Source organism: Rathayibacter sp. AY1C2 (assembly GCF_002931195.1).
Taxonomy (GTDB): domain Bacteria; phylum Actinomycetota; class Actinomycetes; order Actinomycetales; family Microbacteriaceae; genus Rathayibacter.
The window spans coordinates 42570-68395 of record NZ_PSWG01000017.1 but is presented as its reverse complement, the minus strand read 5'-3'; the positions used below and the strand labels follow the sequence as shown (position 1 = coordinate 68395).

The following is a 25826-nucleotide window of genomic DNA, read 5'->3' as shown; positions in this document are numbered from 1 at the left end:
CCGATCAGCCCCCAGGCCCCGCCCCGTCAGACCCGCCGCGTCGACGCCCGCTCCACCAGCGGCATCGGCACCAGCACCCGCTCTCCCGGAGCGCCGCTGAGCAGCAGCTCGACCGCCCGGCGGCCCATCTCCTCGTGCGGCAGCGCCACGGTCGTCAGCCCGGGGCGGAGGTAGGCGGCCAGCTCGTCGTCGTCGAACGACACCACGGCGACGTCGCCGGGGATCGAGAGCCCCGCCTCCGCGACCGCCTGGTAGGCCGCCTCACGCCGAGCGGCTTCGGGCACGACGGCGCGGGCGGACAGGTCGCCTTCGCCGACCCGGACGCGGGAGTCGGCTTCGCGTTCCTCACCAACCGGATGGAGGGGGTCGGCGACGTGCGCGCGACCCGCGTCGTCGAGGCGCTCGCGACCGCGCTGCGACTGCCCGTTCCGCGCGGACTCTGACCCCTCCGCGCCACCCCCGTCAAGGGGTGGGGCGGCCGGTCGGCGCCGTCCTAGCGTCGGGGGACGGGCCGACCGGAGGGGCGGTCCGGGATCCAGGGGAGGGCGAGATGCAGAAGCTGTACTACGCGAGCGGATTCGTGCTGCTGGGCGACGAGGTGTGCTCGGCGGTCGTCGAGTACGCGCAGGCGCTGGCGAACGTGGGGAAGTCGGACCTGGTCGTGGTGCCGTCGCTCTCGGACGAGGGGCTGCGAGGCGAGACCCGTCTCCTGGTCGGACCGGCCAGCCAGCTCTTCACCAGCCCGGCGCTCGACCGCGGCGTCGACCTCGACGACCCGGAGGCGGTGGAGTCGATGCGCGAGAAGACCCGACGGCTCCAGCCCGCGCGGCCGACCGTGCAGCCGCGCGGCGAGGGCGACGACAGCGAGGACGACGGCGGGACCGACTACCTCTGACGCCTCAGGTGTCGAGCGTGGTGCTGGGGCGCTCGCCGAAGCGGTGGGCGTACGAGGCCGAGAACCGGCCGAGGTGCGCGAAGCCCCAGCGCCGTGCGACCTCGCTGACGCTGACGACTCCGGACTCGCCCGCCCGCAGCTCCTTCTGCACGCCGTCCAGCCGGATCCGCCGCAGGTAGTCGACCGCGGTGAAGCCGAACTCGCGCCGGAACTCGGTCTGCAGCGTCCGCAGGCCGATGCCCGCCGCGTCGGCGATCTGCTCGGTCCGGAGCGGCTCGTGGGCGTGCTCGTACATGTACTCGATCGCCTGGCGGAGGCGCCCCGAGCGGGGTACTCCGAGGTCGCCGGGAGTGTCGAGCGTCGAGTGCGGGAAGGTCTCGAGCAGGGCGACGGCGACCGCGCGGTCGGCCTCGCGGCGCAGCAGCGGCGAGCTGTCGGCGTCGTAGATCACCCGGGCGACCGTCGCGACGGTCGCCGACCAGCGCCGCAGCGCCGCGCCCTCGGGTCGTGCGGTGGTGTCGAAGAGGAGGGGGCCGCGGGTGCCCTCGACCTCCTCCGCGATGCCCTCGAGGTACGCGCCGTCGAAGTGGATGAGGTTCTGGCGGTAGTCGTGGAACTCGAACCGGCTGGGACGGTCGTTGACGAAGATCGCCGGTTGCCCGAATCCGAGGGTCACCGCGTCGCCGTCGAGATCGGTGACGCCCGCGCCGGCGGTCAGCCACGAGACGACGTACTCGCCCTCGGTCTGGATCGAGCCCTGCACGGAGCCGGCGAACTGGCTGCCGCGGAGCGTCACATCGCCGTCGCCGACGGAGGTGTAGCGGTACGAGAAGTCCTCGCCGGGCTCGACGACGAAGCGGTGCCCGTTGTACGACTGCTCGAAGAGGGCCCGCGCCTGCTCGATGTCACGCCCGCCGATGTCGGAGCGCATGACCTCGTCCTTCTCGTTCATCCCGATCAGGGTCGCACGAAGAGCGCTCCTCACCGCGTGCCCCGAACGGGGAATTCGTTAAGCGGATAAACCAGTCGCGGGTCCGGCGGCGCGGGTCATGGCCTGGACGGTCGCCGCCTGGAACTGCGTGAGCAGCACCACGGTGTGCCGCGCTCCGGCTTCCACGGCGAGCGAGAAGGTGGCGCCGGCCGGAGTGGCCCGCCAGGAGCGGATGTCGCGGGTGCCGACGCGGGTCGAGTCTCCGGTGCCGGCGCTCCGCAGCACCAGGGAGTCGGGCAGCACGCAGAGCGCGCCCGTCACGCCGTCGACAGTGGAGGAGCACTCGAAGCCTGCGTCGTCGTGCACTGCACCGGCGAGCTCGACGAAGTCGGTGACCTCCATCGGCTCGTCGTCGTCGCGCCTGGACACGGCGCGCTCAGGCAGCGTGCGTGAGCCCGGAGGACTCGGGCTGCTGCGCCGGCTCGGTGACGATCCGCAGGCCCCGGCCGCTGTTGGCCTCCTCCATCAGTGCGCGCACCCAGGTGGCGTTGATCGCCGGCATGCGGCTTCCGTGGAACGAGAACTGGAGAGGGATGGTCGGGTGCAGCCAGAGCGTCTGGCGTCCGGTGCCGTGCGCGCTCGAGGCGTCGAGCTGGAAGGCGAACGCCTCGTCGCGACGGAACTTGTTGATCATGACGATCTGGAGGTGCGCGAGCGCGCGGTCGTCGATCTCGTGCGAGGTGGGGGGAGTGCCGTAGAGGAGAGCGCCCATGGTGCGTGCCGCCGTTCTGTGCTGTGTCGCGGGTGCCGACCGCGACTGTGAGGTGCCCCGGCGAGTGCCGCCGGGAGGGGGAGTGCGAGATGGTGGGGGGTGTTCGTGGGGAGCAGGACCCGGGGTGTGCTGTGCCGCCGAGTCGAGTGTCCGGAGTGTCGAGCCGGGGGTGCCGGGCTCCGGGATGTCGAGTCCGGATGCCGTCGCGCCGAGCCGTCGATCCCCGCTGACGCCTGCTCTGCAGGCCCGTGGAGTCGGGCGGTCGGGCCGTCCCTCCGGCTGTTCTCCGAAAGTACGCCCCTCGTTCGGAGGGCACGTGCCGCTATCCGTAATGCGAAGCAGTGGCCCCGGCCGCCGGGCGGACTCCCAGCCGGGCGACTCCGGGGCTCAGTTGCGGGGTGCCGCCGGTGGGCGGTGCGGCTGCGTCGAGACGGAGCGCTCGTGCGCGAGACGCCGTCTCGACGGCGGTGTGTCGGGCGGGCCGGCGGTGTCTCGGCGGGGCGTGTGGAGCGGGAGGAGGCGCGACGGTGCGCTCACTGGACAGGGCGTGCGGCTCCGTCGAGACGCCGCGCTCGTGCGCGAGACGCCGTCTCCGCGGCGGTGTCTCGGCGTGTGCGGGAGCGGGAGGGTGCGCTCCTGCGCGAGTCGTCGCGCCGCCGCTCCGGCGGGGGCGCCGGCTCAGAAGGCGTAGCGGACGCGGCAGTAGGGGAGGCGCTCGGCGAGGAGGGCGCGGAAGCGGTCGAGGGCGGCGCGCTTGAGGTCGCGTCGGTAGCGGATGTTGACGGCGCCGTTCTCGGAGACCTTCTGCTCCTGGCGGCCAGGCTGCCAGAGCAGCGACTCCGCCGTGGGGTGCCAGCCGAGGTTCACCTCGTGCAGGCCCTCGTTGTGGGTGAGGAGGATCACCTCGGCCGCGAGCTGCGCCTTCGCCCGCGGGTGGAGGGCGGCGTCGAGCTGGTCGAAGAGCTCGGTCCAGTCCTGCTGCCAGGTCTCGGTGAGGATCACGGGCGAGAAGTTGACGTGCACCTCGTAGCCGGCGTCGACGAAGTCGTTGATCGCCGCGATCCGCTCGGCCATCGGCGAGGTGCGGATGTCGGTGACCTTCGCTGTCTCGGCGGGCATCAGCGAGAAGCGGATGCGCGTGCGCCCGAGCGGGTCCCACTCGAGGAGCTCGCGGTTGACGTACTTGGTCGCGAAGGACGCCTTGGCGGTGGGCGACATCCGGAACAGCTCGCAGAGGTCGCGGACGTTCTCGCTCAGCAGCGCGTCGACGGAGCAGTCGCTGTTCTCGCCGATGTCGTAGACCCAGGCCTCCGGGTCGCACTGGTTCGCCTCGGCCTTGGGGCCCTGCTTGGCGATGTGCCGGGCCAGGTGGCGCTGGATCTGCTCGACGTTCGTGAAGAGCGTGATCGGGTTGCTGTAGCCCTTCCTCCGCGGCACGTAGCAGTAGACGCACGCCATGGCGCAGCCGTTGGCGGTGGAGGGGGCGATGAAGTCGGCCGAGCGGCCGTTCGGGCGCGTGACGAGCGACTTCTTCACCCCGAGCACGAGCGCCTCCGTCTTGATGCGCACCCAGCGCGCGACGTTCGCCTCGTCGCCGTGCACCTCCGGGATCAGCCAGTGCGACTCGACGGGAACGATCTCGGCGCCCGGCCATCGCGCCACGACCTCCTGCCCGCGGGGCAGCTCGAGCGCGGCCGGCTCGGCGTAGATCCGCCGGATGTCGAGCAGGCGCCGCTCGCGGACCGGCGCGGACGCGGGGTTCGGAGCGGTGTCGGACATGAGTCCGTTCTACCGGCGACCACCGACATCCGCGGGGGCGGGGCCGTCGCCCGGCGCGCAGGTCCTCCGCCCGCCGGGGTGTGTCGCTGGGCTGCTCCCCGAGGACGGCCGGCCACGGACATCTGCGAGGCGAGATCGTCGCCCGCCACGCAGATCCTTCGCCCGTCGGGCCGGGCGGCGGGGGAGAGTCCGCGTAGCGGCCGTCCCGAGGCGGACCCCGGCGGGACGGGCCGCGGCGCCCGAGCCCGGATCGTGTTCGCAACGGAGGAAGGATTCGTCTGCGCGCCTCCGGATCCGCGGAGACAGGCCGCGGTTCCGACGTTCCTCCTCCGTTGTGAACACGTACGGGGATCGTCGCCCGCCGCCAGGATCCTGCGCCCGCCTGCAGGCACCGTTCCGCCGCTCCCTCAGGATGGAGGCATGCCCTCCTCCGCCGACCGCTTCCGCCGCGCCGCCGTCGAGCTCGCGCAGACCTCCGAGCAGCAGGTCGAGTGGGCGCTCGCCGTCGCGGAGGATGCGCGCCTCCTCGCCCTGATCGACGAGCTGCCCGCGCAGCACCGGCAGCCGTCCCTGCTCTTCTCGGTCGCGCGGCTGCTCGGCGTGCCCGACGTCGACGGCGCCGGATTCGCCGCGTGGCTCCGGAGCGAGTGGGCGCGGGTGGCGCCGGTGGCGGCGGAGCGGAGGACGCAGACCAACGAGGCGCTGCGGTGCGCGCCCCTGGTCGCGGCGCTGGAGCGGATCACGGAGCCCGGTGAGCCGGTGGCGCTCGTCGAGATCGGCGCCTCCGCAGGGCTCTGCCTGGCGCCGGAGCGGTACTCCTACGCCGTCACGGCGAGCGACGGCGAGACGCGGCTCGGGTCGGGCGCGCCTCTGCTGCGGTGCGCAGTGAGCGGAGGCGAGGCGCCGGGGCGGCTGCCGGTCGTCGCGTGGCGCCGGGGGCTCGACCTGGCGCCGCTCGACGTCCGCTCGCCCGAGGACGTCGCCTGGCTGGAAGCGCTGCTCCCGCCCGACCGCCCGGAGCGGACCGCGCGGCTCCGCTCGGCCGTGGAGACTCTGCAGGACGACCCGCCCACGATCGTCGCGGGCGATGCGGCCGCCGAGCTGCCCGCCCTGCTCGACGCAGTGCCGCCGGGTCTGCGGACGGTGGTCGTCTCGCTCGGGACCCTGGTCTACCTTCCTTGGGCCGCGCGCGAGAGTGTCCTGGCGACGGTCGCCGATCGCGGCGCGAGCCTGGTGACGCTCGAGGCGGAGGCGCTGCTCCCGCACCTCGTCGCCGCGCGCGGGGACCGCACGGCACCCGAGCCGACCCCGTTCCTGCTCGCCGCCGACGGCGTCCCGCTCGCGAGCGCGGCCGCCCACGGCGGCACCCTCTCCTGGCTGGCCTGAGGCGCGCTCCCGCGCCGGGAGCGGGGTGCCCGGAGCCCGGGGAGGTGCCCGGCGCCCGGTGCTCGCTCCGCCCCGGCGCTCGACCCGCGCCCACTGTTCAAGAGTTGTCGCACTCAGCGTCGAGTGCGACAACTCCTGGACTCTCGCGGAGGAGCGAGCGTCGAAGCCCGAAGCCCGAAGCCCGAAGCCCGAAGCCCGAAGCCCGAAGCCCAACGCGCAGCGACCAGCGCTCTGAGCTCAGGCGCTCGGCCCGATCGTCCGCCCACTGTTCAAGAGTTGTCGCACTCAGCGTCGAGTGCGACGACTCCTGGACTCTCGCGGAGGGGAGGACGGCCGAGCGCAGGACTCAGAGCTCAGAGCCAGAGCTCAGAGCGTCCAGCTCCCAGCGCCCAGCGCCCTACAGCCCGTCGACGACGAGCTGCGTCGCGCGCGGGACGTACGAGGTGTTCGTGGTCGGGTCCCAGCCCACGAGCGCGACCGCGTCGCCGCCGACGCGCGCGGTGATGCCCACGAGCGAGAACGGCTTGCCGCCCACGGCTCCGGACACCTTCCAGCCGAGCGTCTCGTCGGCGCCGGTCAGCGTCTGCTCGGTGCGCTCGACGGTCGTCTCGACCGGCACGCCCTGCATCGCGAAGAGCGTCGAGCCGGAGGCGCAGCGCGTGGTCGCGTCGGTGGCGCTCGCGAGGAGCGAGGCGGCCGCGTCGGCGGTGCCGGTGCTCGACACGACGGCGGTCATGGAGCGGTCGGCGCTGGTGCCGTACGAGAGTCCGGCGGCGGGCTGCGCGGTGTCCCAGCCCAGGCCGAACGGCGAGAGGCAGCTGGCGTCGGTCGCGGTGAGGCCGGGGTAGATCGAGTCGAGCATCTCCTGGATGCTCGCGTACTCGCCGGGCACGAACTGCACGCCGGTCAGCACGGCGGCCACCTGCTCGCCGGTCTTCTGAGCGGTGTCGGCGGCAGGGGCGGCGGCCGTCGCGGTGGCGGACGGGGCGGCCGACGACGAGGGGAGCGTCGGAGTGAACGGGCGGAGGGTCGATCCGCTCGTCGCGGTCCCCGCGCAGCCCGAGAGGGCGAGCAGCAGCACGCCTCCCATCAGAGTCGTGCGCAGCAGTGTCTTGGACATCATGTCTCCCCCTTCGCCCGCCGGCGCCGCACCGGGGCGCCTGAGGCTAGCAGAGCCCCGCGTCCCGGAGGCGGCCCGGCGCCGCCCACAGGACGGAGGCGGCCCGGTGGCACCCGCAGACCGGAGGCGGTCCGGCAGCGCGTGCGGACCGGAGTCGGCCCGGCCCCACTCGCACAACGGAGCCCGGAACTCCGAGCCCACGCCTCCGACGGCCGTTCCCGCCGCCTCCGCTCCGCAGCTCAGATCTCGGTGTGCCCGAGCTCGGCTCCCGCGAGCAGGCGGATCTCCGGCTCGGCGATGCCCTCCAGCTCCAGCACCACGACGCGGTTGCGGCCGGCGCGGGTGACCGGCGAGGGGACGATCAGCGTCCGCTGCGGTCCGCGGCGCCAGTAGCGCCCGAGGAGGAAGCCGTTCACCCAGACCAGTCCCTTGCCCCAGTGCAGCGTGTCCACGTAGAGGTCGGCCTGCTCGTCGAGGTCGAACGAGCCGGAGGCGAGCTGCGGTCCGGCCGAGAACGCCGGTGCCGCGACGGCCAGGTCGGGGAGGCACTCGAGCGCGAGGGCACGCGCCGCCCAGCCGTTCAGCGGGGCGCCGTCGAGCGTCACGCCTCCGATCAGGCCCTTGTGCTCGCCGATGCGAGTGCCGTAGTTCACCCGGCCCTGGTTCTCGACCAGGATCGCGAGCTCGCCCCGTCCGCTCGGCAGCGTCAGCGCCCGCTCGTGGTGGTCGCGCGCCAGCACGCCCACCGGCACGCCGTCCAGCAGCACCCAGGCGCGGTCGCGCACCTCCTCGCCCACCACGAGGCGGGCCGGAGCGGAGGAGCCGTCGAGCGTCGTCGTGAAGAGCACGAAGCCGTCGTCGTGGCCGAGGTCGTCGAAGCTGGCCATCGCGTCGAGGTGCGCGGCCGGTCCGAACGCCTGGCCGAGGCCGAGCAGCGCCGGGCCGGGGACGAGCGGAGCGGTCAGGGCGGGGGCCGGCGGGCGCACCGCGGGCACCTCCTCCGGCACCGGCGCGTAGCGCGCGATGACGTCGCGGAACGCCCAGAACTTCGCGGTCGGGTCGCCGCCCTCGTCGAGCGGGGCGTCGTAGTCGTAGCTCGTCGTGATCGCGGCGTAGCGGCCCTTGTCGTTCGCGCCGCTGGTCAGGCCGAAGTTGGTGCCGCCGTGGAACATGTAGATGTTGACCGAGCCGCCGGCCGCGAGCAGGGTGTCGAGCTCCTGGGCGGAGGCGTCGGCGTCCGTCGTGTGGTGCTGGGTGCCCCAGTCGTCGAACCAGCCGCACCAGAACTCCATGCACATCAGCGGCCCGGTGGGCTGGAACTCGCGCAGCGTCGCGAGGCGCTCCGTGGTCCGCGAGCCGAACGACCCGGTGAGGTGCAGGCCCGGCAGGCTGCCGTCGGCGAGCATCTGCGGAGTGGGCTGGTCGATGGTGGTCAGCGGCACCGTGATGCCGGAGTCGCGGGTCACCCGCACGAGCTCGGCCAGGTACTCCTTGTCGGAGCCGTACGCGCCGTACTCGTTCTCGATCTGCACGAGGACCACAGGCCCGCCGGCGTCGATCTGGCGCGGGGCCACGATCGAGTACACGCGGCGCAGGTAGTCGCTGACCGCGGCGAGGTAGTTCGGCTCCGAGCGGCGCACGCCCACCTCGGGGTCGCGGAAGAGCCAGGCCGGGAGGGCGCCGTTGTCCCACTCCGCGCAGATGTAGGGGCCGGGGCGCACGATCGCGTGCATGCCCTCGGCGGCGATCAGGTCGAGGAAGCGGCCCAGGTCGAGCCCGGCGTCCTCGCGCCACTCGCCGCGGCGCGGCTCGTGCGCGTTCCAGGCGACGTAGGTCTCGATGGTGTTCAGGCCCATCAGGCGGGCCTTGCGGATCCGGTCGGCCCAGAGGTCCGGGTGGATGCGGAAGTAGTGCAGCGCCCCCGACAGGATGCGGTGCGGGCGGCCGTCGAGCTCGAAGTCGGCGGTGCCGATGGCGAAGCGGCTCTCGGGAGCGGTGGTCATCTGGATCCCCCTCAGGATCGGTGCCCGGTGTGTCCGAGCGTGAGAACGACGCGGGGCCGACCGGAGCGATCCGGCCGGCCCCGCGTCGAGCAGTGGTGCTACTCCGAGACGGTGAAGCCCTGCGCGTTGCCGTACTGGACGAGCTTGCTCTGCCAGTCGGCGAGGCCCTGGTCGAGGCTGGTGCCGTTGGCGTACGCCTGGCCGACGGTGTCGCCGAAGACGCTGTTCGCGTAGACCTGGTAGGGCAGGTACGACCAGCCGGAGCGGACGTCCTTCGAGGCCTGGGTCAGCACCTCGTTGATCTTCTGGCCGCCGAAGTACTCCGACTCCTGACCGGTGAAGTCCGAGCTGTCGAGGTCGGCCGTGGTCGACGGGAATCCGCCGCTCTGCAGGAAGACGTCGACCGAGGCCTGGTCGCTGTTCAGCCAGCGCAGGAACGCGGCGGCCAGCGCCGGGTTCTCGCTCTGCTTGGTGACGGACTGGCCGCCACCGCCGTTCTCGGCGCTGACGGCGGTGCCGTCGTAGGTCGGGATCGGCGCGACGGCCCAGTCGCCGGAGGCGTCGGGGACGCTGGACTCCAGCACGCCGGGCATCCAGGCGCCGGTCACCAGGGAGGCGATGGAGCCGTCGGCGAGGCCCTTGTACCACTCGTCGCCCCAGGCGGGGGTGTCCGAGAGCAGCTTCTTCTCGACGAGCTGGTTCCAGACGCCGGTCCACTTGGCGGTGCCCTCGTCGGCGAGGTCGATCTTCACGTCCGTGCCGTCGGTGGTGAACGGCTCGCCGCCCGCCTGCCAGATCATGCTGGTCGCGAAGCCGGCGTCGCCGGTGTCGGCGGTGATGTACTTCGACGGGTCGGCGGTGTGCAGCTTCTCGGCCGCGGCCACGTACTCGTCCCAGGTGGCGGGGACGGCGATGCCGTACTGGTCGAAGACGGTCTTGTTGTAGAACAGCGCCATGGGGCCCGAGTCCTGCGGGAGGCCGACGAGCTTGCCGTCGATGTTGACGCTCCCCCAGGTGGAGGCGGAGTACTTGTCCTCGAGGTCGCCCATGCCGTACTGCGACAGGTCGAGGAGCGAGTCCGACAGCGCGAACTGCGGCATGGCGTAGTACTCGATCTGGACGACGTCGGGGGCGCCCGAGCCGGCCTTGATCGCGTTCTCGAGCTTGGTGTACTCGTCCTTGTTGGTGCCGGCGTTGACGAGCTCGACGTCGACCTTCGGGTAGGCCTTCTCGAACGCGGCGACCTGCGCCTCGGCGCTGGGGGTCCAGCTCCAGTACGTGATCTTGCCACCGGCCTCGAGGGCGGAGTCGAGGTCGGCGGCGGAGCCGGCGCTCGTGGTCGTGCCGCCACCGGAGGTGGACGAGCAGGCCGCGAGGGAGCCGGCGGCCAGGGCCGCGACGGCCGCGACCGTCAGGGTCCGCCTGAGGGCGGAACGGGCGATCTTCATGGTGGTGTTTCCCTTCACTTCTTCGTGCTGCGGGTGCTGTGGACGGGGCAGGACGCTCCGGCCAGGGGATGGGTAGGGGGAGGGCTCAGCCCTTGACGCTGCCGGCGCTCAGACCGGACTGCCAGAAGCGCTGGAGTCCGAGGAAGGCGACGACGATGGGGATGATCGTGAGGAGCGAGCCCGTGATCACGAGGTTGTAGATCGGCTGCGCGCTGACGCCGGTGGCCTGCGCGTTCCACTGGTTGAGGCCGACGGTGAGCGGGTACCAGGTGGGGTCGCTCAGCATGATCAGCGGGAGGAAGTAGTTGTTCCAGGTCGCGACGACCGAGAACAGCAGCACGGTCACGATGCCGGGGGCGAGGAGGCGGATGGAGATGGTGAAGAAGGTGCGGAACTCGCCCGCCCCGTCCATCCGCGCCGCTTCGAGCAGCTCGGTGGGCACCGACTCCACCGCGTAGACCCACACCAGGTACAGGCCGAACGGGCTGATCAGCGAGGGGATGATGATCGCCCACGGGGTGTTGGTCAGGCCGAGCTGGCTGAACATGAGGAACGTCGGGACGGCGAGGGCCGTGCCGGGGACCGCGATCGCTCCGAGCACCACGGCGAAGACCGCCTTGCGGCCCGTGAAGCGGAACTTCGCGAGGCCGTAGCCGGCGAGCGTGGCCAGGAGCGTCGCTCCTCCGGCGCCGACGACGACGTAGAGCAGGGTGTTGCCGAGCCAGCGGAGGAAGATCCCGTCGCGGTAGCTGAGGGTGTCGGCGATGTTCTGGAAGAAGACGAAGTCGCCGTCGAACCAGAGGCCGAAGCTCGAGAGCAGGCCGGCCTGCGTCTTCGTCGCGTTGATGACCAGCCAGGCCAGCGGCACGAGGCTGTAGAGGATGAAGACCGACATCAGCAGGGTGAAGGCGATCGACTTCTTGGGCTGCACCGAGGAGCCGCGGCGGGCGGCCGGGCGCTTCGGGGCGCGGGCGGGCGTCCGGGGAGCGGTCGCGAGGGCCATCAGTTCTCCTTCCGCGCGCCGCGGAGCTGCACGACGTAGGCGATCACCGCGGTGATCACGCCCATGACGATGGCGACCGTGGCCGACGCGTTGTACTGCTGACCGGCGAAGGACAGGTTGTAGGCGTACATGTTCGGGGTGAAGTAGGTGGTGATGATGTTCGGCGCCAGCGTCCGGAGGATGTTCGGCTCGTTGAACAGCTGGAAGCTGCCAATGATCGAGAAGATCGTGGCGATGACGATCGCGCCGCGCAGGGCGGGCAGCTTGATCGAGCGGATGACGCGCATCGGGCCGGCGCCGTCGATCTCGGCCGCCTCGTAGAGCTCGCCGGGGATCGTCTTCAGCGCGGAGTAGAAGATGAGCATGTTGTAGCCCACGAACTCCCACGTGACGATGTTGCCGATCGAGGCGAGGATCCAGTCGCGCGAGAAGGGCTGGACGACGTCGGAGCCGAGCAGGTCGTTGACGTTCGCGGCCAGGCCGAAGTTGTCGCCGTAGATGAAGCCCCACATCAGCACCGCGACGACCGCGGGGACGGCGTAGGGGAGGAAGACCACGATGCGGAAGAAGCCGGTGCCGTGGAGGCGCCCGCTGTCGATCGCGAGGGCCGCGACGAGGGCCAGCACGAGCATCACGGGGACCTGCACGACGAGGAACAGCAGGACGCGGCCGAAGCCCTCCCAGAAGTTCGGGTCGGTGAAGATCGCGGCGTAGTTCGCGAAGCCGACGAAGGAGTTGCCGCCCACCAGCTGCTCGCGGAAGAGGCTGAGGTAGATCGAGTAGACGACCGGGGCGATGAAGACCAGGAGGAAGACGACGAGGAAGGGGGCGACGAACGCCAGGCCCTTCCACTCGCTCTTCGCCCGCGACTTCGGGGCCGCGAGGGGGGACGCCGGAGGGGCGACCTCGCTCAGCGGGACGGGGGGAGACGTCGTCGTCATGGGATTCCGTTCGGGGAGTAGTGCGGGCCCGTCATGTTCACGTCAACATGGCAGAGCGTCACCGTAGCATGTCCACGTCGCCACCCGCGACTGTTCCTGCGTCACGGTTCGGCGCACGATGCACCACGGCTGACGGGCGGCGCGCTATAAAGGGAAGCCCATGTCACTCGAGACCGACCGCCCGTCCCCGTCCACCCGGCCGCGACGCGGCGTCTCGATGGCCGACGTGGCCCGGCGCGCGAACGTCTCGGGCCAGACGGTCTCGCGGGTGTCGAACGGCAAGCAGAACGTCGACGGCGAGACGCGCGAGCGGGTCCTCGAGGCGATGCGGGCCCTCGGCTACCGGCCCAACAGCGCGGCGCGGGCCCTGCGGACGGGCCGCTTCCACAGCATCGGCGTGATCATGTTCACGCTGTCCTCGTTCGGCAACATGCGCACCCTCGACGCCATCGCGATCGCGGCCGCCGACGCGGGCTACTCGATCACCCTCATCCCCGTCTCCCACCCCACCCAGGGCGAGGTGTCGGTCGCGTTCCACCGGCTGAGCGAGGAGGCGGTCGACGGCGTCATCATCATCGTCGAGGCGCACCTGCTCGACGAGGCCGACATCGTCCTCCCGCCGGACCTGCCCGTGGTGGTCGTCGACTCCGCCGGCGGCGAGAAGTACCCGGTGGTCGACACCGACCAGATGTCGGGCGCCCGCCAGGCCGTCGAGCACCTGCTCGGACTCGGACACCGCACCGTGCACCACATCGCCGGCCCCGACCGCTCCTACTCCGCCGAGCGCCGCCACGAGGCGTGGGAGTCGACCCTGATCGAGCGCGGCGCCCCGGTGCCGGAGGTGCTGGTCGGCGACTGGTCCACCGACTCCGGCTACCGCCTCGGCAAGCAGCTCGCCGCCGATCCGGAGGTCACCGCGATCTTCGCCGCCAACGACCAGATGGCGCTCGGCGTGCTGCGCGCCCTGCACGAGGCCGGACGCGCCGTGCCCGGCGAGGTGAGCGTCGCGGGCTTCGACGACATGCAGGAGTCGGCGAGCTTCTGGCCGCCGCTGACGACGGTGCGCCAGTTCTTCGGGGACACGGGCCGCCGCTCGGTCGACATCCTCCTGCGCGAGCTCGAGTCGGGCGAGCGCACCGGCGTCTCGCTCGTGCCGACCCGCCTCATCGTCCGCGAGAGCACCGGCCCGGCCCCCGCCGCCTGATGCTTCCGCGGAGCCGGCCCGCGGAGCCCGCCCGCCCTTCACGCTGATCGAGGAGCCGGCCCCGCCTCCGTATCGAGATCCCCTGCACCGGACCCCCTCTGCCGCACCCACGCCCCTCCCCGTGCCCGCTCGACCGCGGCGCTCGCGATACTGTGAGCCCTCTCACCCCGGACCTCCAAGGAGACGCACATGTCGGTCGGCCTGCTCGCGGTTGTCGATGACATCCTCACCGCCGCCCTGAAGGCGAGCGCCAAGACGGCGGGCGTCGTGATCGACGACGCGGCCGTCACCCCGCAGTACGTGCAGGGCCTCACGCCCGCGCGGGAGCTGCCGGTGGTCGGGCGGATCGCGCTGGGGAGCCTGTTCAACAAGTTCGTCATCATCATCCCGCTGGCGCTGCTGCTCTCGGCGTTCGCGCCGCAGGTGCTGCCGTACCTGCTCATCCTCGGCGGCGCGTTCCTCTGCTTCGAGGGGGCGGAGAAGGTGCTCGAGTGGTTCGGCGTCTCGCACGGCGGCCACGAGACGGAGGCGCGCGACGAGAAGAAGCTCGTCTTCGGCGCCATCCGCACCGACCTCATCCTGAGCACCGAGATCATGCTGATCGCGCTCGACGGCCTCGACCCCGACTTCGGGATCTGGCCCACGCTCGGCGCGCTCCTGGTCGTCGGGCTCGGGATGACCGTGCTCGTCTACGGCGCCGTCGCGCTGCTCGTGAAGATCGACGACGTGGGCCTGCGCCTGATGAAGAACGCGGCCCGCGGCGTGCGGCGCACCGGGGCGAGGATCGTCGCGTCGATGCCGGTCGTGTTCCGCGCGATCAGCATCATCGGGACGCTCGCCATGCTCTGGGTCGGCGGGCACCTCGTCGTCGCGAACCTCGCCGAGACGGTGTGGCACGGTCCGTACGACCTCGTGCACGTCGTCACCCACGCGGTCGAGGGCGCGGGCCCGGTCGTCGTGTGGCTGGCCGACACCTTCGTCTCGATGATCTTCGGCCTCGTGCTGGGTCTGGTCATCGCGGCCGTCGTGATGGGCGTCTCGCGCCTGCGCTCCCGCGACGAGACGGCCGCGGGGCACTGAGCGGGGTCTCGATACTCCGCGTGCCGCGGCTGGTCGACCGGCATGGGGGTGCGCGGTCGCTCCACCGGCGCGGAGGTGTGCGGCCGCCCGACCGGCACGGATCCATGCTGATCGAGTAGCCCGCGCCGCGGGCGCATCGGGATCCCGCGACGTGCCGCCCCCGCAGCGCCGCTCCCGATGAACGACGGACCGCCCCCGTCCCCGGAGGGGCGGAGGCGGTCCGTGTCAAAGGGGGCGTCAGCAGCTGCGGGCCGCGTACGCTCCCGTCGCCACCGAGGTGACCTGCTTGCCGTCGACCGTGCCCGTCGCGGTGACGGTGGCCTGGCCGGCCGGCACCGAGGCCGCGCGCGTGGTGAACGCGGCGCTGCCGCTCGCGCCGGGCGCGACTCCGGTGACCTGCTTCGACCCGGAGGGCGTCGCGATGGTCATCGAGACCGGCACGCCGGACTCGTTCTTCGCCGCGACGGTGAGCGTCACCTTGCCGGCGATGCAGCGGGTGGTCGCCGTGACCGCGACCGCGAGGGCGGCGGGCGCCTTCAGGGTCACCGTCACCGTCGTGGTCGAGGTGACGGAGCCGTCGGCCGCGCGGACCGCGATGGTCGCGACTCCGCCGTTCGCCGTCGTCGGCTGGGTGATCCGCACGGTGGCCGCCGAGTCGGTCGCCACTGCTCCGATCACCGGCATCGCCGTGCCCTCGACGGTGACCGCGTAGGAGGTGCGGGCCGGGTCGAACCCGGCGATGCCGGCTCCTCCGACGCGCAGGGCGCCCAGGGTGGCGACCGCGGCGGGCGAGGCGACCGACTCGTAGAGCTTGGTCTCGGCCACGATCAGGTGCGTGTTGTCGTAGGCGTTCATCACGACGCGGAAGGCCTTGGCCGTGACGGGCGCGAACGACGCGACCAGGGTCGGAGCCGTTCCGCCGGCCGGCGACGCGAGGGCCACGGCCGACTCGTAGCCGGGGACCGCGGTCCAGGTCGTGCTGTCGGCGGCCTGGTACTGCAGCTGGTAGGTCTGCGCCCAGCTGGTGCCGCCGTCGGCGAGGAACTGCACCGACACCTTCTCGACCTGGTGGGTCGAGGGGAAGGTGTAGGTCAGCGAGCTCTGCGCGGCCTTGGTGCCGTTGGTCCAGTTCGACCAGCCCTTGTCGCCGTCGACGCCGTTGCGGGTGCGCTCCGGTCCGTAGCCCGACTCCGACGACGACGCGGTCGCGACGATGCCGGCGTCCGGGTTGAAGTTGCGGAGCGTGCCCGTGGTGACGAGCACCGTGAGCGTGGCGGGGAGCGTCGCGCCGTCGGCGGTCGCCGTTCCCGAGACCGTCACCTGCCCGGCCCGGGCGAGGGAGGCGGTGGTGAGCGGCGTCCAGTCCCAGACGACCGGCACCGGGAAGGTGCTGGCCGAGGCGCCCACGCGGGCGGGGACCGTCGTCGGGGCCGAGGCCTTCACTCCGGCGACCGAGGCGCCCGCGGCGGCCGTGACCGACACGGGGTCGGTCGCGGTCAGTCCGCCGACGTCGACGAGCGCGGTGACCGTGATCGTCTGGCCGTAGAGGTCGGTCGCGGTGCCGGGCACCTCGACGCGGCCGGTCGCGCCGTACGCCGAGTCGGCGGGGCGCTGCCAGGTGACGGCGAGCGGTGCGCCGGCTCCCCAGGAGTACTGCGGGGTGATGCTCGCGGGCAGGGTCGGAGCGACGCCCGCGGTGGTGCGGACGGCGATCGTCTGGCCGGCGGTCGGCGCGAGGTCGCGGAGGGACCACGACTGGTTCGCTCCGCCGTTGGAGGTGTAGACGCCGACCGACGCGTTGTCGGCACTGGAGCCGCCGTTCACGTCGAGCGACTGGGCGATCGACTCGTTGACGAGCGAGAAGTTCACGCCGTCGGTGGTGTTGACGATCCAGCGGGTCGCGGCGGTCGTCTTCGCCGCGTCGACGGACAGCGAGCGCAGGTCGGTGCCGGCGGTCGTGGCTCCGAGCACGCGTCCGTCGCCGTTGACGAGGACGACGCGGCGGGTGGCCTCGCGCTCGCCGGCGGCGACCTCGCGGACCGTCCAGGTCTGCTTGGCGGCCGTGGCGGAATCGGTGGCGAGGCCGGTGATCGTGGTCGCGGCGCCCGAGGGGTTGCCGGTCAGGGCCTTGCCGCTCTGGGTGCCGACCAGCTGGTAGCGGTGGCCGTCGCGCAGGGCGGGGGCGGAGTCGGCGACTCCCGAGACTCCGTCGATCGAGAAGCTCGTGACCGACTTGGCGGGCACGGTGATCGTGGCGGTGCGCGAGATGCGGTCGACGCTCACCGGCGTCTTGGCGACCAGGGCGTTGCTCGTGGGAGCGGCGGCCGAGGAGGCCTTCGTGGTGACGTACGGGGTGACCGTCGCGGTGTCGGCGATGGTGCCGAAGCGGGAGAGGTCGAGCACGACGGTCTTCTCGGTCGCGGTGCTGTTGGTGTGCACGACGGTCGCGCCCGAGCCGTCGCCGCGGACGGCGGCAGTGGAGGAGCTGTCGTTGGAGGGCATCAGGTGGTCGCCCTCGTGGATGAACTTGGTGAAGTTCCGGATGGTGTTGAACTTCGAGTTCGTCTCGACGCCGCAGACCGGGGCCTTGGTGGAGTCGCCACCGGCGTCGGCGACGCGGCGGACCGACTTCCAGACCTCGGTTCCGTTCTCCTGGTACGGCTTGCAGTCCAGGTCGATGTAGACGGAGCCCCAGTTGAGGTTCTCGCCCTTGGGCTTGGGCTGCTGCATGTTGTAGTAGTCCTCGACGGGCTGCCAGAGCACCCACGCCTTGGGCTCGAGCTCGCGCAGGTCGTCGTTGATGCGGCCGGCGATGCCGAGGCCGTTCTCCATGTTGGTGGGGTCGAAGCCGGTGACCCAGTTGCCCTCGATCTCGCTCATCCACAGGTCGGTGTCGGCCTGCTTCGCGAGGTCGCGGACCTTGAGGCGGCCCGAGGTGCCGTAGGTGTGGACGTTCATCCGGTCGACCTCGGCGCGGATCGCGGCGGAGTAGGCGGCCCAGTTCGTCGCGAAGATGTCGGGGTTGGTCTCGTCCATCGCGGCGATGCCGGCGTCGGTGGTCGAGGCGTCCAGCACGGCGGCGACGTCGGGGATCAGACCCGCTTGGCGCGTCGGTCCGACGTGCATTCCCTCCTGGCGTCCGCCGGTCGGGACGCCGTTGGAGAGCTGCGTGCCCCAGTAGTTCGTGTTCGGCTCGTTGAAGGGGTCGAGCGTGTCGAACTCGATGCCGTACTCGTCCTCCATGTGCTCGGTGACCTTCACGAGGTACTTCGCGAACTGCTCCTCGGCGGCGGGCTTCAGCTGCTCGCTGTTCGCGTCGAAGCCGCCCGAGACGTAGCCGCTCTCGGTCATGAAGTACGGGGCGGAGTTGGAGAACGCCTCCCAGTGCGAGATCTGCTTCTCCTCGGCGAGCCTCTCGACCCACCAGCGCTGCGTCTCGTCGGCGGTCCAGTCGTAGGAGGCGGGGTCGTCCGCGTTCCACTTGGCCAGGAGCGCGTCGCGGTCGGCGAGCTTCGTGGAGGTGCCGCCGTAGGTCGACGCGTCGCCGGCCGGGTTCGGCTTCCACCAGCCCTCGACGGCGCCGCCCGGGCGGAGGTAGTCCTTCACATCGGAGGCGTTGCCGCCGCCGATGTTGTAGCGGGCGATGTTGAGGTCGAGGCCGCTGTCGCCGAAGACCTTCTGGTAGAGGTCCTCGCGGAGGGCCTCGGGATAGCCGCCGGTCGCGTTCGCGAACCAGACGAGGCTGGTGCCCCAGCCCTCGAACGCCTCACCGGCGGCGGCGGGGTTCGGCGTGATGCGGAACGCGTCCGCGGCCTGAGCGGGGGCCGCTGCGGCGGGGATCGCCAGCAGTGCTCCTGTGGCCAGGGCGGCGCTCGTGGCGAGCGCGGCGACCCTTCTGAAGGACATCGACATTGATGCGGTCTCTCTTTCGCCATCGAAATGCGGGCATGTTCACATGAACGCGCCCTGACGGCCGACTGTACATGTTCACGTCAACAATCGGAAGGTGCTCAGGGGTGGGCGAGGCCCGCAGCGTCGAGAAGCCGGGAGTCGTCGCAGTCGACGCCGAGTGCGACGACTCCTGGAGTGTCGTGGGCATGCGGCGGCGTGCGGCCGCGCGCCGCGACACCCCCGCGCTCAGACGCGGTGCGTCGTCTCCGGGAAGGCCTCGGGCTCGCACTGGATGGTCGCGTGGTCGATGCCGTGGCGCTCGCGGAGGACGGCGAGCACCCGCGAGAGCGCGGTGCGGTAGTCGGCGTCGGGGGCGACGACCACGTGGCCGGTGGCGCTCTCCATGCCCGAGGTGATCGTCCACACGTGCAGGTCGTGCAGCGCGAGCACGCCGGGGACGGCGCAGACGTCGCGCTCGAGCGCTGCGAGGTCGACGTGCGCGGGCGCCGACTCCATGAGGATCCCCAGCGCCTGCCGCGTCAGCGACCAGGTGCGGGGAAGGATCAGCAGCCCGATCAGCACGCCGACGATCGGATCCGCCCACGCCCAGCCGGTGGTGAGCAGCACGATCGCCGCGACGATCACGCCGATCGAGCCGAGTGCGTCGCCGAGCACCTCGAGGGAGGCTCCGCGGAGGGTGATGCTCTCCTTCGCCCCGGCCGACAGCAGGCGCAGGCTCACGAGGTTGACCGCCAGGCCCACGACGGCGGTGATCAGGAGGGGGCCGCCGGGCACCGCGGGCGGCTCGGCGAAGCGGCGGACGGCCTCGACGATCACGAACGCGGCGACCGCGAACAGGAGCAGTCCGTTGGCGAGGGCGGCCAGCACTTCGAGGCGGTAGGAGCCGTAGGTGCGGCCCTTCGCAGCGGGGCGGGCGGCGAGCGAGATCGCGGCGATCGACATCCCGAGCGCCAGCACATCGGTGCCCATGTGCGCGGCGTCCGAGAGCAGCGCGAGCGAGCCCGTCGCGACTCCGACCGCGAACTCGACGACCATGAACGCCGCGGTCAGGACGAAGGCGGCCACGAGCGGACGCCGGTGCCGCGCGGCGGCGGAGCCGGCCGGAACGCCGTGAGAGTGGCCCATCGGCTCCTCCGATCCCTGTTCGTATAAACAGTCTTGCATGCGTTTGGAGCCGAGCGCGAGCGTCCTCAGCCGACCAGCGGGTCCAGCGCCTCGCCGAGGTAGGGCGCCAGGGTCCGGGCGTACGACTCGGTGAGGTGCCCGAGGTCGCGGTACACCTTCACTCCGCCGATCACGAGGGGGCAGCCGCGGTCGTCGCAGAACCAGCGGGTGAGGTCGACGGCGGCGGCGCCCGGCCAGCCCTCGGCGGCGGCGGCCATCAGCTCGCGGTCGGCGAAGGCCTCGTCGAGCGGCACGCTGCAGTCGGCCGCGGAGCCCGGCTCCTCGGCGCAGGCCAGCAGGGAGAGCGAGGGCAGCACCGGATTGTCGCGGATCGCGACCACCGTGGATCCGCGGGCGATCAGCGGCGCCCACGACTCGTGGAACCCGTCGATGCCGGCCTGCTCGTCGGGGGTGCCGGACGCGTCGACGAACACGGACTTCTTCGCGGAGTAGGCGGTGACGACGAGCGCATACGGCTCCTGGCCGGCGAGCTCCTCCTGCAGCTTCCTGTTCCAGACGTCGCAGGAGCGGCGGGAGGAGGCGGAGTCGTCGCGCCGCTCCGCGGTCGAGAAGACGCAGCCCGTCTTGTAGTAGGTGTGCAGGTCCCAGCCGCGCTCCTCCGCGACGCCGCGCAGCGCCGGGAAGAAGGACGCCGCATGCGAGTTGCCGATGAGCAGCACACGGAGGCCGGCGGGATCGCCGAAGCGGCACTCCTTGAGCGCGGTGCCGGAGTTGCCCGTGCTGCACTCGTCGGTGTTCAGCGCGGAGCCGTCCTCCGAGGCGTCGACGGCGGGCAGGCTCGTGGTCCAGGAGTCGGGGCAGGCGTTCGCGAGCGCCGCGGCTCCGACGCAGCCCTCGGTCGAGACGGGGAGGGCGTGCGCGCGGGTGAGGTCGGCGGCGATCGCGGCGTTCGTTCCGGTGAGGCCCGTCGCTCCGACCAGGGCGGCGACGGCCAGCAGGGCCGCCGGGGCGAGCGCGCGGAGGCGGTGCGGGCGCTCGGCGGGGGCGCGGCGGTGGAGGGGGTCCTCGAGGAAGCGCTTCGAGGCGGCGGCCAGGAGGATCGCGGCGGCGATGACGCCCAGGCCCGCCGGAGCGGTCGGGTCCTCGCCGGTGCTCTCGCGCCAGAAGACCAGGAGCGGCCAGTGCCAGAGGTAGATCCCGTAGCTCAGGCCGCCGAGCCACACGAGCGGGCGCAGGGCCAGCAGTCGGCCGACTCCGCGCTCCGGGGCGGGGCCGGTCCCGGCGACGAGCACGAGCACCGCCGAGAGGGTCGGCCAGAGCGCGGCGGTGCCGGGGAACGCGCTCGAGACCTGGAGCACGAATCCGCAGGAGACGACTCCGATCAGCCCCAGCCACCCGGCGACCGTCCGCAGGGCCGCCGGGATCGCCAGTCCCGGGAGCACGAGGGCCGCGAGCGAGCCGAGCCCGAACTCCCATGAGCGGGCGAGGGTGCTGTAGTACGCGGTCGGCTGGTCGATCCCGACCAGCACGACGGAGAACGCGAACGAGAGGACGGTGAGCGCCGCGACGAGCGCCAGCAGCAACCGCGGCAGCTGCGCGCGTCGTCGCAGCAGCACGGCGGCGAGGGTCGCGACGAGCACCAGGGCGAGCCAGATCAGGTAGAACTGCCCCTGCACCGACATCGCCCAGAAGTTCTGCACCGGCGAGTGGAAGTCGTCCTGCGCGAGGTAGTCCACTCCGGCCCGCGCGAGCGCGACGTTCTCGACGTAGAAGGTCGAGGCGAGCACCTCGGTGAAGGTCTGCAGCAGCTGCGAGGGGCGCAGGAGGAGCGGAGCGAGCGCCGCGACGACGACCAGCACCACCGCGGCCGCCGGGAAGAGCCGCGAGGCGAGCCTCCGGAGGAAGGCGATCGGACGCACGCGCCCGAACCGGCGGATCTGGCCGAGGAGGGTGAGGGTCGTGAGGAACCCGGCGATCACGAAGAAGACGTCGACGCCTCCGGAGACGCGGCCCAGCCAGATGTGGAACGTCGCGACCAGGAGGGACGCGACGGCGCGCAGTCCCTCGATCTCGGGCCGGTAGCCGGACGCGTCGGCCTTGCGCACCAGCGCGGACCGGCCGGAGGGGGCGGTGCGGGCGGAGTGGCGGGGCAACGGGTTCCTTCCGTGACGGTCGGCGGGCGGTGGGGCGGGAGCCGTCGATCGTCGGTGTTCAGGATCGCGCTCTCCCGCCCCCAGGGGAACCGTGTCCGGGGTGCTGTCCACCTGGTTGGGGGCTGCGGAGGCGAGGTGCGCGACAGGTGTCCGCTTACTCGGCTGTTCCGGGCCTTCTGGGTGACATGAGAACTCGGAGGTCGCCGTCCGCGCGCGCGACCACGGCGACTTCTGCGGAGTCGCCGGCGGGCCGGGCCGAGGGCGCCGAGGGCTCGGTGGCGCGGATCGACTGGCGCGAATGGACGGGGCCAGATGAGGTAAGGCTATGCTTACCTGGGCTCCACGCCGAGACGCGGGTGCCGCCCGCCGACGGACCGGGCCGCCGAGCCCTGCCGGCGAACCGGGCCCATGAACCGGGCCCATGAACCGGGCCGACGACCGACGCCCACGAACCACGGGAGATCCATGTCCACGCACCGACGGCGCCCCGCCGCCCTCGCCCTCGCCGCCCTGACCCTGCTCGCCCTCACCGGCTGCGGCGCCTCCGAGCAGATCGAGCCCGAGAGCACGGCCGCCGCGGGGGAGGGCACGACTTCGTACCCGCTCATGCTGGACAACTGCGGCACCACGACTACCGTCACCGCCCCTCCGCAGCGGGTCGTCTCCCTCGACCAGAACTCGACCGAGATCCTGCTGTCCCTCGGCCTCGAGGACCGGATGGTCGGCACCGCCTCCTGGACCGACCCCGTGCTCGCGACCCTCGCCTCCGCGAACGAGAGCGTGCCGCGCCTGGCCGACAACGCGCCCACCTACGAGGTGCTGCTCGGCGCCGACCCCGACTTCGTCACCGCCTCCTTCGGCCGGCACTACGCGCCCGAGGGCGTCGCCTCGCGCGACCGCCTCGCCGAGACGGGGATCGGCTCCTACCTCGCCCCCTCCGACTGCGACAACGGAGCGAGCGTCAACGGCGGGAGCGGCACGCGCACCGTCCCGCTGACCGTCGACGTCCTCTACCAGGAGATCCACGAGCTGGCCGAGGTCTTCGACGTGCAGCAGCGCGGCGACGCCCTGGTCGCGCAGCTGCAGGAGCGCGCCGCCGCCGCCACCGAGGGGGTCGACCTCGGCGGCCGGAGCGTCGCCTTCTGGTTCGCCGACACCAAGACGCCCTACATGGCCGGCGGCTACAACTTCGCCTCGATGCTCGGCACCACGACCGGCATGACCAACGTCTTCGCCGACCGCACGGAGGACTGGCCCGCCGTCGGCTGGGAGAGCGTCGTCGCGGCCGACCCGGACGTCCTGGTCCTCGGCGACCTGCAGCGCGACCGCTTCCCCGGCGACCGCCTCGACGACAAGACCGCGTTCCTCCGCTCCGACCCGCTGACCAGCAGCCTGCCCGCGGTGCAGGACGGCCGCTTCATCGCGCTCCACGGCGCCGAGTTGAACCCGTCGATCCGCTTCGTCGACGGGCTCGAGAAGATCCGCGCCTGGTGGGACGAGAACGGGGCCTCGCTCTGAGCACGCACACGGGCACGAGCACGGTCCTCGTCCGCCGGGTGCCGCGGGGTCTGGCCGCCGCCGCGCTGGTCGTCGGCGGGCTGCTAGCGCTGGCGCTCTCGGTCGGCGTCGCGGTGACGCTCGGCCCGGCCGACGTCTCGCTCGTGAACGTCCGCGACATCCTCCTCAACCACCTCGGGCTCGCCTCCGTCCCGGTGCGTGCGGCCGAGGACGCGATCGTCTGGCAGGAGCGCCTCCCGCGCGCACTCGTGGCCGCGGCCTGCGGGGCGGGGCTCGGCGTGTGCGGAGTGATCCTGCAGTCGCTGCTGCGCAATCCGCTCGCCGACCCGTTCGTGCTGGGCGTCTCCTCCGGAGCGTCCACGGGCGCGGTGCTCGTCGGCGTGCTCGGGGTCGGCGGAGGAGTGGTCGGGCTCTCCGGAGGCGCCTTCGTCGGCGCGCTGGTCGCCTTCGGCTTCGTGCTGCTGCTCACGCGGTTCTCGGCGGGCGGCACCTCGGGCGTGATCCTGGCGGGGGTGGCGAGCACCCAGCTGTTCTCGGCGCTGACCTCGCTGATCGTGTTCGCTCTCGCCGACTCGGACGAGACGCGCGGCGTGATGTTCTGGCTGCTCGGCTCCCTCGAGGGCATGCGCTGGGACGACGTGGCGCTGAGCGGAGGAGTCGTGCTGCTCGGCTCCGTGGTCTGCCTCGCCGCGGCGCGCACGCTCGACGCGTTCGCCTTCGGGGAGGACGTGGCCGCGTCGCTCGGCGTGCACGTGGGCCGCACCCGCCTCCTCCTGCTGGTGGTGACGGCCCTGCTGACGGCGACCCTGGTGAGCATCGCCGGCGCGATCGGCTTCGTGGGGCTGGTGCTGCCGCACGCCGCGCGACTCGTGTTCGGCCAGCGGCACTCGCGGGTGATCCCCGCGACGATCCTGCTCGGCGCGGTGTTCCTGGTGTGGGTCGACGCCGGATCGCGGGTGGCGTTCGCGCCGACTCCGCTGCCGGTGGGGGTCGGCACGGCACTCGTCGGCGTGCCGGTGTTCATGCTGCTGCTCCTGCGGCGGAGGGGCCGCTCGTGACGCTCGAGGCCGACCGGGTCTCGTGGCGCCGGGGCGGCCGCCTGGTGGTGGACGGGGTCTCGCTCCTCCCCCATCCCGGCTCGACCGTCGGACTGCTCGGGCCCAACGGCTCGGGCAAGTCGTCACTGCTGCGGCTGCTGCAGGGCACCGCGGCTCCGGACGCCGGCGTCGTCACCCTCGACGGCGCGCCGCTCCGCTCGCTCCGCCGCCGCGAGGTCGCCCGGGCCGTGGCCACGGTGACGCAGCAGGCCGAGACGGAGGCGGACCTCCCCGTCCGCGACGTCGTCCGGCTGGGGCGGACACCGCACCGCTCCCTTCTGGGCGGAGACTCGGCCGAGGACCTGCGCGCGATCGAGCGCGCCCTCGAGCAGGTGGATCTCGAGGCGAAGGCCGACCACCTCTGGCACACCCTCTCGGGCGGCGAGCGGCAGCGCGCGCACATCGCCCGGGCGCTGGCGCAGGAGCCGCGCGAGCTGCTGCTGGACGAGCCGACCAACCACCTCGACATCCGCCATCAGCTGGAGCTGCTAGCCCTGGTGCGGGCGCTGCCGGTGACCACGGTCGTCGCGCTGCACGACCTCAACCTCGCGGCCCTGTTCTGCGACGCGCTGCTGGTGCTGCGCGAGGGGCGCGTGGTCGCGGGCGGCACCCCGGAGGAGGTGCTCACTCCGGCGCTGATCGCGGACGTCTACGGGGTGCGCGCCCGCGTGATCGTCGACGCCGGACGGCCGCACGTGCTGTTCGACTCCTGATTCCGCTGCCGCATCCTGACCCCACTGCCAGACGATCGTCGATCAGTCAACGGCCTCGTCCACTTCTGGCAGCGCGTTCTACCGTCGGTGAACCGGCTTCGAGACCTCACAGGAGAGGTCCTCCTCGCGCTGGGCGAGGTGAACTCCTGACGGAGGTCGATGGACGTGCCGGTGACGGCGAAGGGGAGTCGAGAGATGTCCAGAGACGACGTGGCACCGGGGCGGTTCGCGCGGTTCGTGAAGTGGGTCAACAAGGCCGACGGCTGGGAGCCGCAGTACCTGCGCGGGCGGGTCGTGGCCAAGAAGGACGGCGAGTGGATCGTCGCGGTCGACGGCGAGGAGCGCCGGATCGTGAAGAAGGAGTGGAGCGTCTACCGCTGACCCTCGGGGAGGACTCGTGATGCTGCCCGACCGGCGCACGCCCGAGATCAGAGAGGCGCGTCCCGGAGTCTTCGTGCTCGAGCTGCGCCGCACCCGCCGCCGGCCCGCCGAGGAGCTGGGCGTCCTGATCCGCACGGGCACGACCTGGACGGTGCTGGGCCCCGAGGGCGTGCTCTCCGACGTGCCGAGCTTCCACGACGCCGTGGCGGCCCTGCGCGAGTAGCGAGGCATCACCGAGGTACCCGCGGCCCCGCTGAGTCGCCCGAGACGGTCGCCCTCTCCGGCGTGTCGACGGCCGTCCCGGGCACCTCAGCGCGGAAGGGGGCGGCGCGGCGGTGGTGCCGCCGAGGCGTGGGCCCGCCGCG

At 72.4% G+C, this 25826-nt stretch carries 22 protein-coding genes and 1 pseudogene; 10 read left to right on the top strand and 13 right to left on the bottom strand.

Annotation, left to right across the window (positions count from 1 at the left end; translation table 11 throughout):
* Window positions 1-26: 26 nt before the first annotated feature.
* Window positions 27-233 (bottom strand): annotated as a pseudogene (locus C5C55_RS17030) (substrate-binding domain-containing protein); the annotation flags it as partial.
* Between C5C55_RS17030 and C5C55_RS17025 the strand changes: the two are divergent.
* Both C5C55_RS17025 and C5C55_RS12210 read left to right on the top strand, forming a co-directional pair.
* Window positions 135-443, top strand: coding sequence for a serine hydrolase (locus C5C55_RS17025; protein ID WP_146078844.1), 309 nt, complete (start codon window positions 135-137; stop codon window positions 441-443). The pseudogene C5C55_RS17030 and the gene C5C55_RS17025 overlap by 99 nt on opposite strands.
* A gap of 107 nt (window positions 444-550) precedes the next feature.
* Entirely contained in the window at window positions 551-895 is a 345-nt protein-coding gene (locus tag C5C55_RS12210; protein WP_104223414.1) for a hypothetical protein, read from the top strand.
* Between the two features lie 4 nt (window positions 896-899).
* Here the strand turns inward: C5C55_RS12210 and C5C55_RS12205 are convergent, their stop codons facing one another.
* The 4 genes from C5C55_RS12205 to C5C55_RS12190 form a co-directional block, all read right to left on the bottom strand.
* Window positions 900-1847: an AraC family transcriptional regulator gene (locus C5C55_RS12205; RefSeq protein ID WP_104223413.1), complete on the bottom strand. Its 948-nt coding sequence runs from the start codon at window positions 1845-1847 to the stop codon at window positions 900-902.
* A 57-nt stretch (window positions 1848-1904) separates the two neighbouring features.
* Window positions 1905-2255 (bottom strand): hypothetical protein, encoded by a 351-nt coding sequence (locus C5C55_RS12200; protein ID WP_104223412.1) that lies wholly within the window; start codon window positions 2253-2255, stop codon window positions 1905-1907.
* Window positions 2256-2262: 7 nt separating this feature from the next.
* Window positions 2263-2598, bottom strand: coding sequence for an ATP-dependent DNA ligase (locus C5C55_RS12195; protein WP_104223411.1), 336 nt, complete (start codon window positions 2596-2598; stop codon window positions 2263-2265).
* A gap of 678 nt (window positions 2599-3276) precedes the next feature.
* Entirely contained in the window at window positions 3277-4377 is a 1101-nt protein-coding gene (locus C5C55_RS12190; protein ID WP_104234093.1) for a spore photoproduct lyase family protein, read from the bottom strand.
* 420 nt (window positions 4378-4797) lie between these two features.
* On the opposite strand from C5C55_RS12190, the gene C5C55_RS12185 reads away from it, so the two are divergent.
* The gene (locus C5C55_RS12185; protein ID WP_104234092.1) at window positions 4798-5763 is read left to right on the top strand and encodes a DUF2332 family protein; all 966 of its coding nucleotides are present in this window, start codon (window positions 4798-4800) and stop codon (window positions 5761-5763) included.
* 397 nt (window positions 5764-6160) lie between these two features.
* On the opposite strand, the gene C5C55_RS12180 is transcribed toward C5C55_RS12185, so the two are convergent.
* From C5C55_RS12180 to C5C55_RS12160, 5 genes are all read right to left on the bottom strand, one after another.
* Complete coding sequence (locus tag C5C55_RS12180; protein WP_104234091.1) at window positions 6161-6886, bottom strand: hypothetical protein; 726 nt, start codon at window positions 6884-6886, stop codon at window positions 6161-6163.
* 236 nt (window positions 6887-7122) lie between these two features.
* Window positions 7123-8886, bottom strand: coding sequence for a beta-galactosidase family protein (locus C5C55_RS12175; RefSeq protein WP_104234090.1), 1764 nt, complete (start codon window positions 8884-8886; stop codon window positions 7123-7125).
* A 98-nt stretch (window positions 8887-8984) separates the two neighbouring features.
* The gene (locus C5C55_RS12170; protein ID WP_104223423.1) at window positions 8985-10334 is read right to left on the bottom strand and encodes a sugar ABC transporter substrate-binding protein; all 1350 of its coding nucleotides are present in this window, start codon (window positions 10332-10334) and stop codon (window positions 8985-8987) included.
* A gap of 85 nt (window positions 10335-10419) precedes the next feature.
* On the bottom strand, window positions 10420-11229 hold the full coding sequence (locus C5C55_RS12165; protein ID WP_258062773.1) for a carbohydrate ABC transporter permease: 810 nt from the start codon (window positions 11227-11229) through the stop codon (window positions 10420-10422).
* Window positions 11230-11336: 107 nt separating this feature from the next.
* A complete protein-coding gene (locus C5C55_RS12160) occupies window positions 11337-12278 on the bottom strand; it encodes a carbohydrate ABC transporter permease (protein WP_104223405.1) in 942 nt (313 codons plus the stop codon).
* Window positions 12279-12438: 160 nt separating this feature from the next.
* Between C5C55_RS12160 and C5C55_RS12155 the strand changes: the two genes are divergently transcribed.
* Both C5C55_RS12155 and C5C55_RS12150 read left to right on the top strand, forming a co-directional pair.
* Window positions 12439-13482 carry a LacI family DNA-binding transcriptional regulator gene (locus C5C55_RS12155; protein ID WP_146080948.1) on the top strand — a complete coding sequence of 348 codons (1044 nt, stop codon included), beginning with the start codon at window positions 12439-12441 and terminating at the stop codon, window positions 13480-13482.
* A gap of 189 nt (window positions 13483-13671) precedes the next feature.
* Window positions 13672-14562, top strand: coding sequence for a DUF808 domain-containing protein (locus tag C5C55_RS12150; RefSeq protein WP_104226356.1), 891 nt, complete (start codon window positions 13672-13674; stop codon window positions 14560-14562).
* A 237-nt stretch (window positions 14563-14799) separates the two neighbouring features.
* Here C5C55_RS12150 and C5C55_RS12145 read toward each other — a convergent pair whose 3' ends face one another.
* The 3 genes from C5C55_RS12145 to C5C55_RS12135 all read right to left on the bottom strand — a co-directional run bounded on the left by C5C55_RS12145 (window position 14800) and on the right by C5C55_RS12135 (window position 21752).
* The gene (locus tag C5C55_RS12145) at window positions 14800-18468 is read right to left on the bottom strand and encodes a glycoside hydrolase (RefSeq protein WP_181067849.1); all 3669 of its coding nucleotides are present in this window, start codon (window positions 18466-18468) and stop codon (window positions 14800-14802) included.
* Between the two features lie 231 nt (window positions 18469-18699).
* Window positions 18700-19599, bottom strand: a complete 900-nt coding sequence (locus C5C55_RS12140; RefSeq protein ID WP_104226358.1) for a cation diffusion facilitator family transporter — start codon at window positions 19597-19599, stop codon at window positions 18700-18702.
* A 65-nt stretch (window positions 19600-19664) separates the two neighbouring features.
* Window positions 19665-21752: an acyltransferase family protein gene (locus C5C55_RS12135; RefSeq protein WP_181067848.1), complete on the bottom strand. Its 2088-nt coding sequence runs from the start codon at window positions 21750-21752 to the stop codon at window positions 19665-19667.
* A gap of 465 nt (window positions 21753-22217) precedes the next feature.
* On the opposite strand from C5C55_RS12135, the gene C5C55_RS12130 reads away from it, so the two are divergent.
* The 5 genes from C5C55_RS12130 to C5C55_RS12110 all read left to right on the top strand — a co-directional run bounded on the left by C5C55_RS12130 (window position 22218) and on the right by C5C55_RS12110 (window position 25684).
* Entirely contained in the window at window positions 22218-23270 is a 1053-nt protein-coding gene (locus C5C55_RS12130) for an ABC transporter substrate-binding protein (protein WP_104234087.1), read from the top strand.
* Window positions 23243-24328, top strand: a complete 1086-nt coding sequence (locus C5C55_RS12125; protein WP_104234086.1) for an iron ABC transporter permease — start codon at window positions 23243-23245, stop codon at window positions 24326-24328. Before C5C55_RS12130 ends, C5C55_RS12125 begins: the two co-directional genes overlap by 28 nt.
* The gene (locus C5C55_RS12120) at window positions 24325-25080 is read left to right on the top strand and encodes an ABC transporter ATP-binding protein (RefSeq protein WP_104234085.1); all 756 of its coding nucleotides are present in this window, start codon (window positions 24325-24327) and stop codon (window positions 25078-25080) included. Before C5C55_RS12125 ends, C5C55_RS12120 begins: the two co-directional genes overlap by 4 nt.
* Before the next feature lie 195 nt (window positions 25081-25275).
* On the top strand, window positions 25276-25461 hold the full coding sequence (locus tag C5C55_RS12115; protein WP_104223398.1) for a hypothetical protein: 186 nt from the start codon (window positions 25276-25278) through the stop codon (window positions 25459-25461).
* 19 nt (window positions 25462-25480) lie between these two features.
* Window positions 25481-25684 carry a hypothetical protein gene (locus C5C55_RS12110; protein ID WP_104234084.1) on the top strand — a complete coding sequence of 68 codons (204 nt, stop codon included), beginning with the start codon at window positions 25481-25483 and terminating at the stop codon, window positions 25682-25684.
* Window positions 25685-25826: the final 142 nt, after the last annotated feature.

What these genes read in the sequence shown, in the direction of transcription:
- C5C55_RS12210 (WP_104223414.1), top strand. Translation starts at nt 551, where the DNA reads ATGCAGAAGCTGTACTACGCGAGCGGATTCGTGCTGCTGGGCGACGAG.
- C5C55_RS12205 (WP_104223413.1), bottom strand. Translation starts at nt 1,847, where the DNA reads ATGAACGAGAAGGACGAGGTCATGCGCTCCGACATCGGCGGGCGTGAC.
- C5C55_RS12195 (WP_104223411.1), bottom strand. Translation starts at nt 2,598, where the DNA reads ATGGGCGCTCTCCTCTACGGCACTCCCCCCACCTCGCACGAGATCGAC.
- C5C55_RS12190 (WP_104234093.1), bottom strand. Translation starts at nt 4,377, where the DNA reads ATGTCCGACACCGCTCCGAACCCCGCGTCCGCGCCGGTCCGCGAGCGG.
- C5C55_RS12185 (WP_104234092.1), top strand. Translation starts at nt 4,798, where the DNA reads ATGCCCTCCTCCGCCGACCGCTTCCGCCGCGCCGCCGTCGAGCTCGCG.
- C5C55_RS12180 (WP_104234091.1), bottom strand. Translation starts at nt 6,886, where the DNA reads ATGATGTCCAAGACACTGCTGCGCACGACTCTGATGGGAGGCGTGCTG.
- C5C55_RS12175 (WP_104234090.1), bottom strand. Translation starts at nt 8,886, where the DNA reads ATGACCACCGCTCCCGAGAGCCGCTTCGCCATCGGCACCGCCGACTTC.
- C5C55_RS12170 (WP_104223423.1), bottom strand. Translation starts at nt 10,334, where the DNA reads ATGAAGATCGCCCGTTCCGCCCTCAGGCGGACCCTGACGGTCGCGGCC.
- C5C55_RS12165 (WP_258062773.1), bottom strand. Translation starts at nt 11,229, where the DNA reads ATGTCGGTCTTCATCCTCTACAGCCTCGTGCCGCTGGCCTGGCTGGTC.
- C5C55_RS12160 (WP_104223405.1), bottom strand. Translation starts at nt 12,278, where the DNA reads ATGACGACGACGTCTCCCCCCGTCCCGCTGAGCGAGGTCGCCCCTCCG.
- C5C55_RS12155 (WP_146080948.1), top strand. Translation starts at nt 12,439, where the DNA reads ATGTCACTCGAGACCGACCGCCCGTCCCCGTCCACCCGGCCGCGACGC.
- C5C55_RS12150 (WP_104226356.1), top strand. Translation starts at nt 13,672, where the DNA reads ATGTCGGTCGGCCTGCTCGCGGTTGTCGATGACATCCTCACCGCCGCC.
- C5C55_RS12145 (WP_181067849.1), bottom strand. Translation starts at nt 18,468, where the DNA reads ATGTCCTTCAGAAGGGTCGCCGCGCTCGCCACGAGCGCCGCCCTGGCC.
- C5C55_RS12140 (WP_104226358.1), bottom strand. Translation starts at nt 19,599, where the DNA reads ATGGGCCACTCTCACGGCGTTCCGGCCGGCTCCGCCGCCGCGCGGCAC.
- C5C55_RS12130 (WP_104234087.1), top strand. Translation starts at nt 22,218, where the DNA reads ATGTCCACGCACCGACGGCGCCCCGCCGCCCTCGCCCTCGCCGCCCTG.
- C5C55_RS12115 (WP_104223398.1), top strand. Translation starts at nt 25,276, where the DNA reads ATGTCCAGAGACGACGTGGCACCGGGGCGGTTCGCGCGGTTCGTGAAG.
- C5C55_RS12110 (WP_104234084.1), top strand. Translation starts at nt 25,481, where the DNA reads ATGCTGCCCGACCGGCGCACGCCCGAGATCAGAGAGGCGCGTCCCGGA.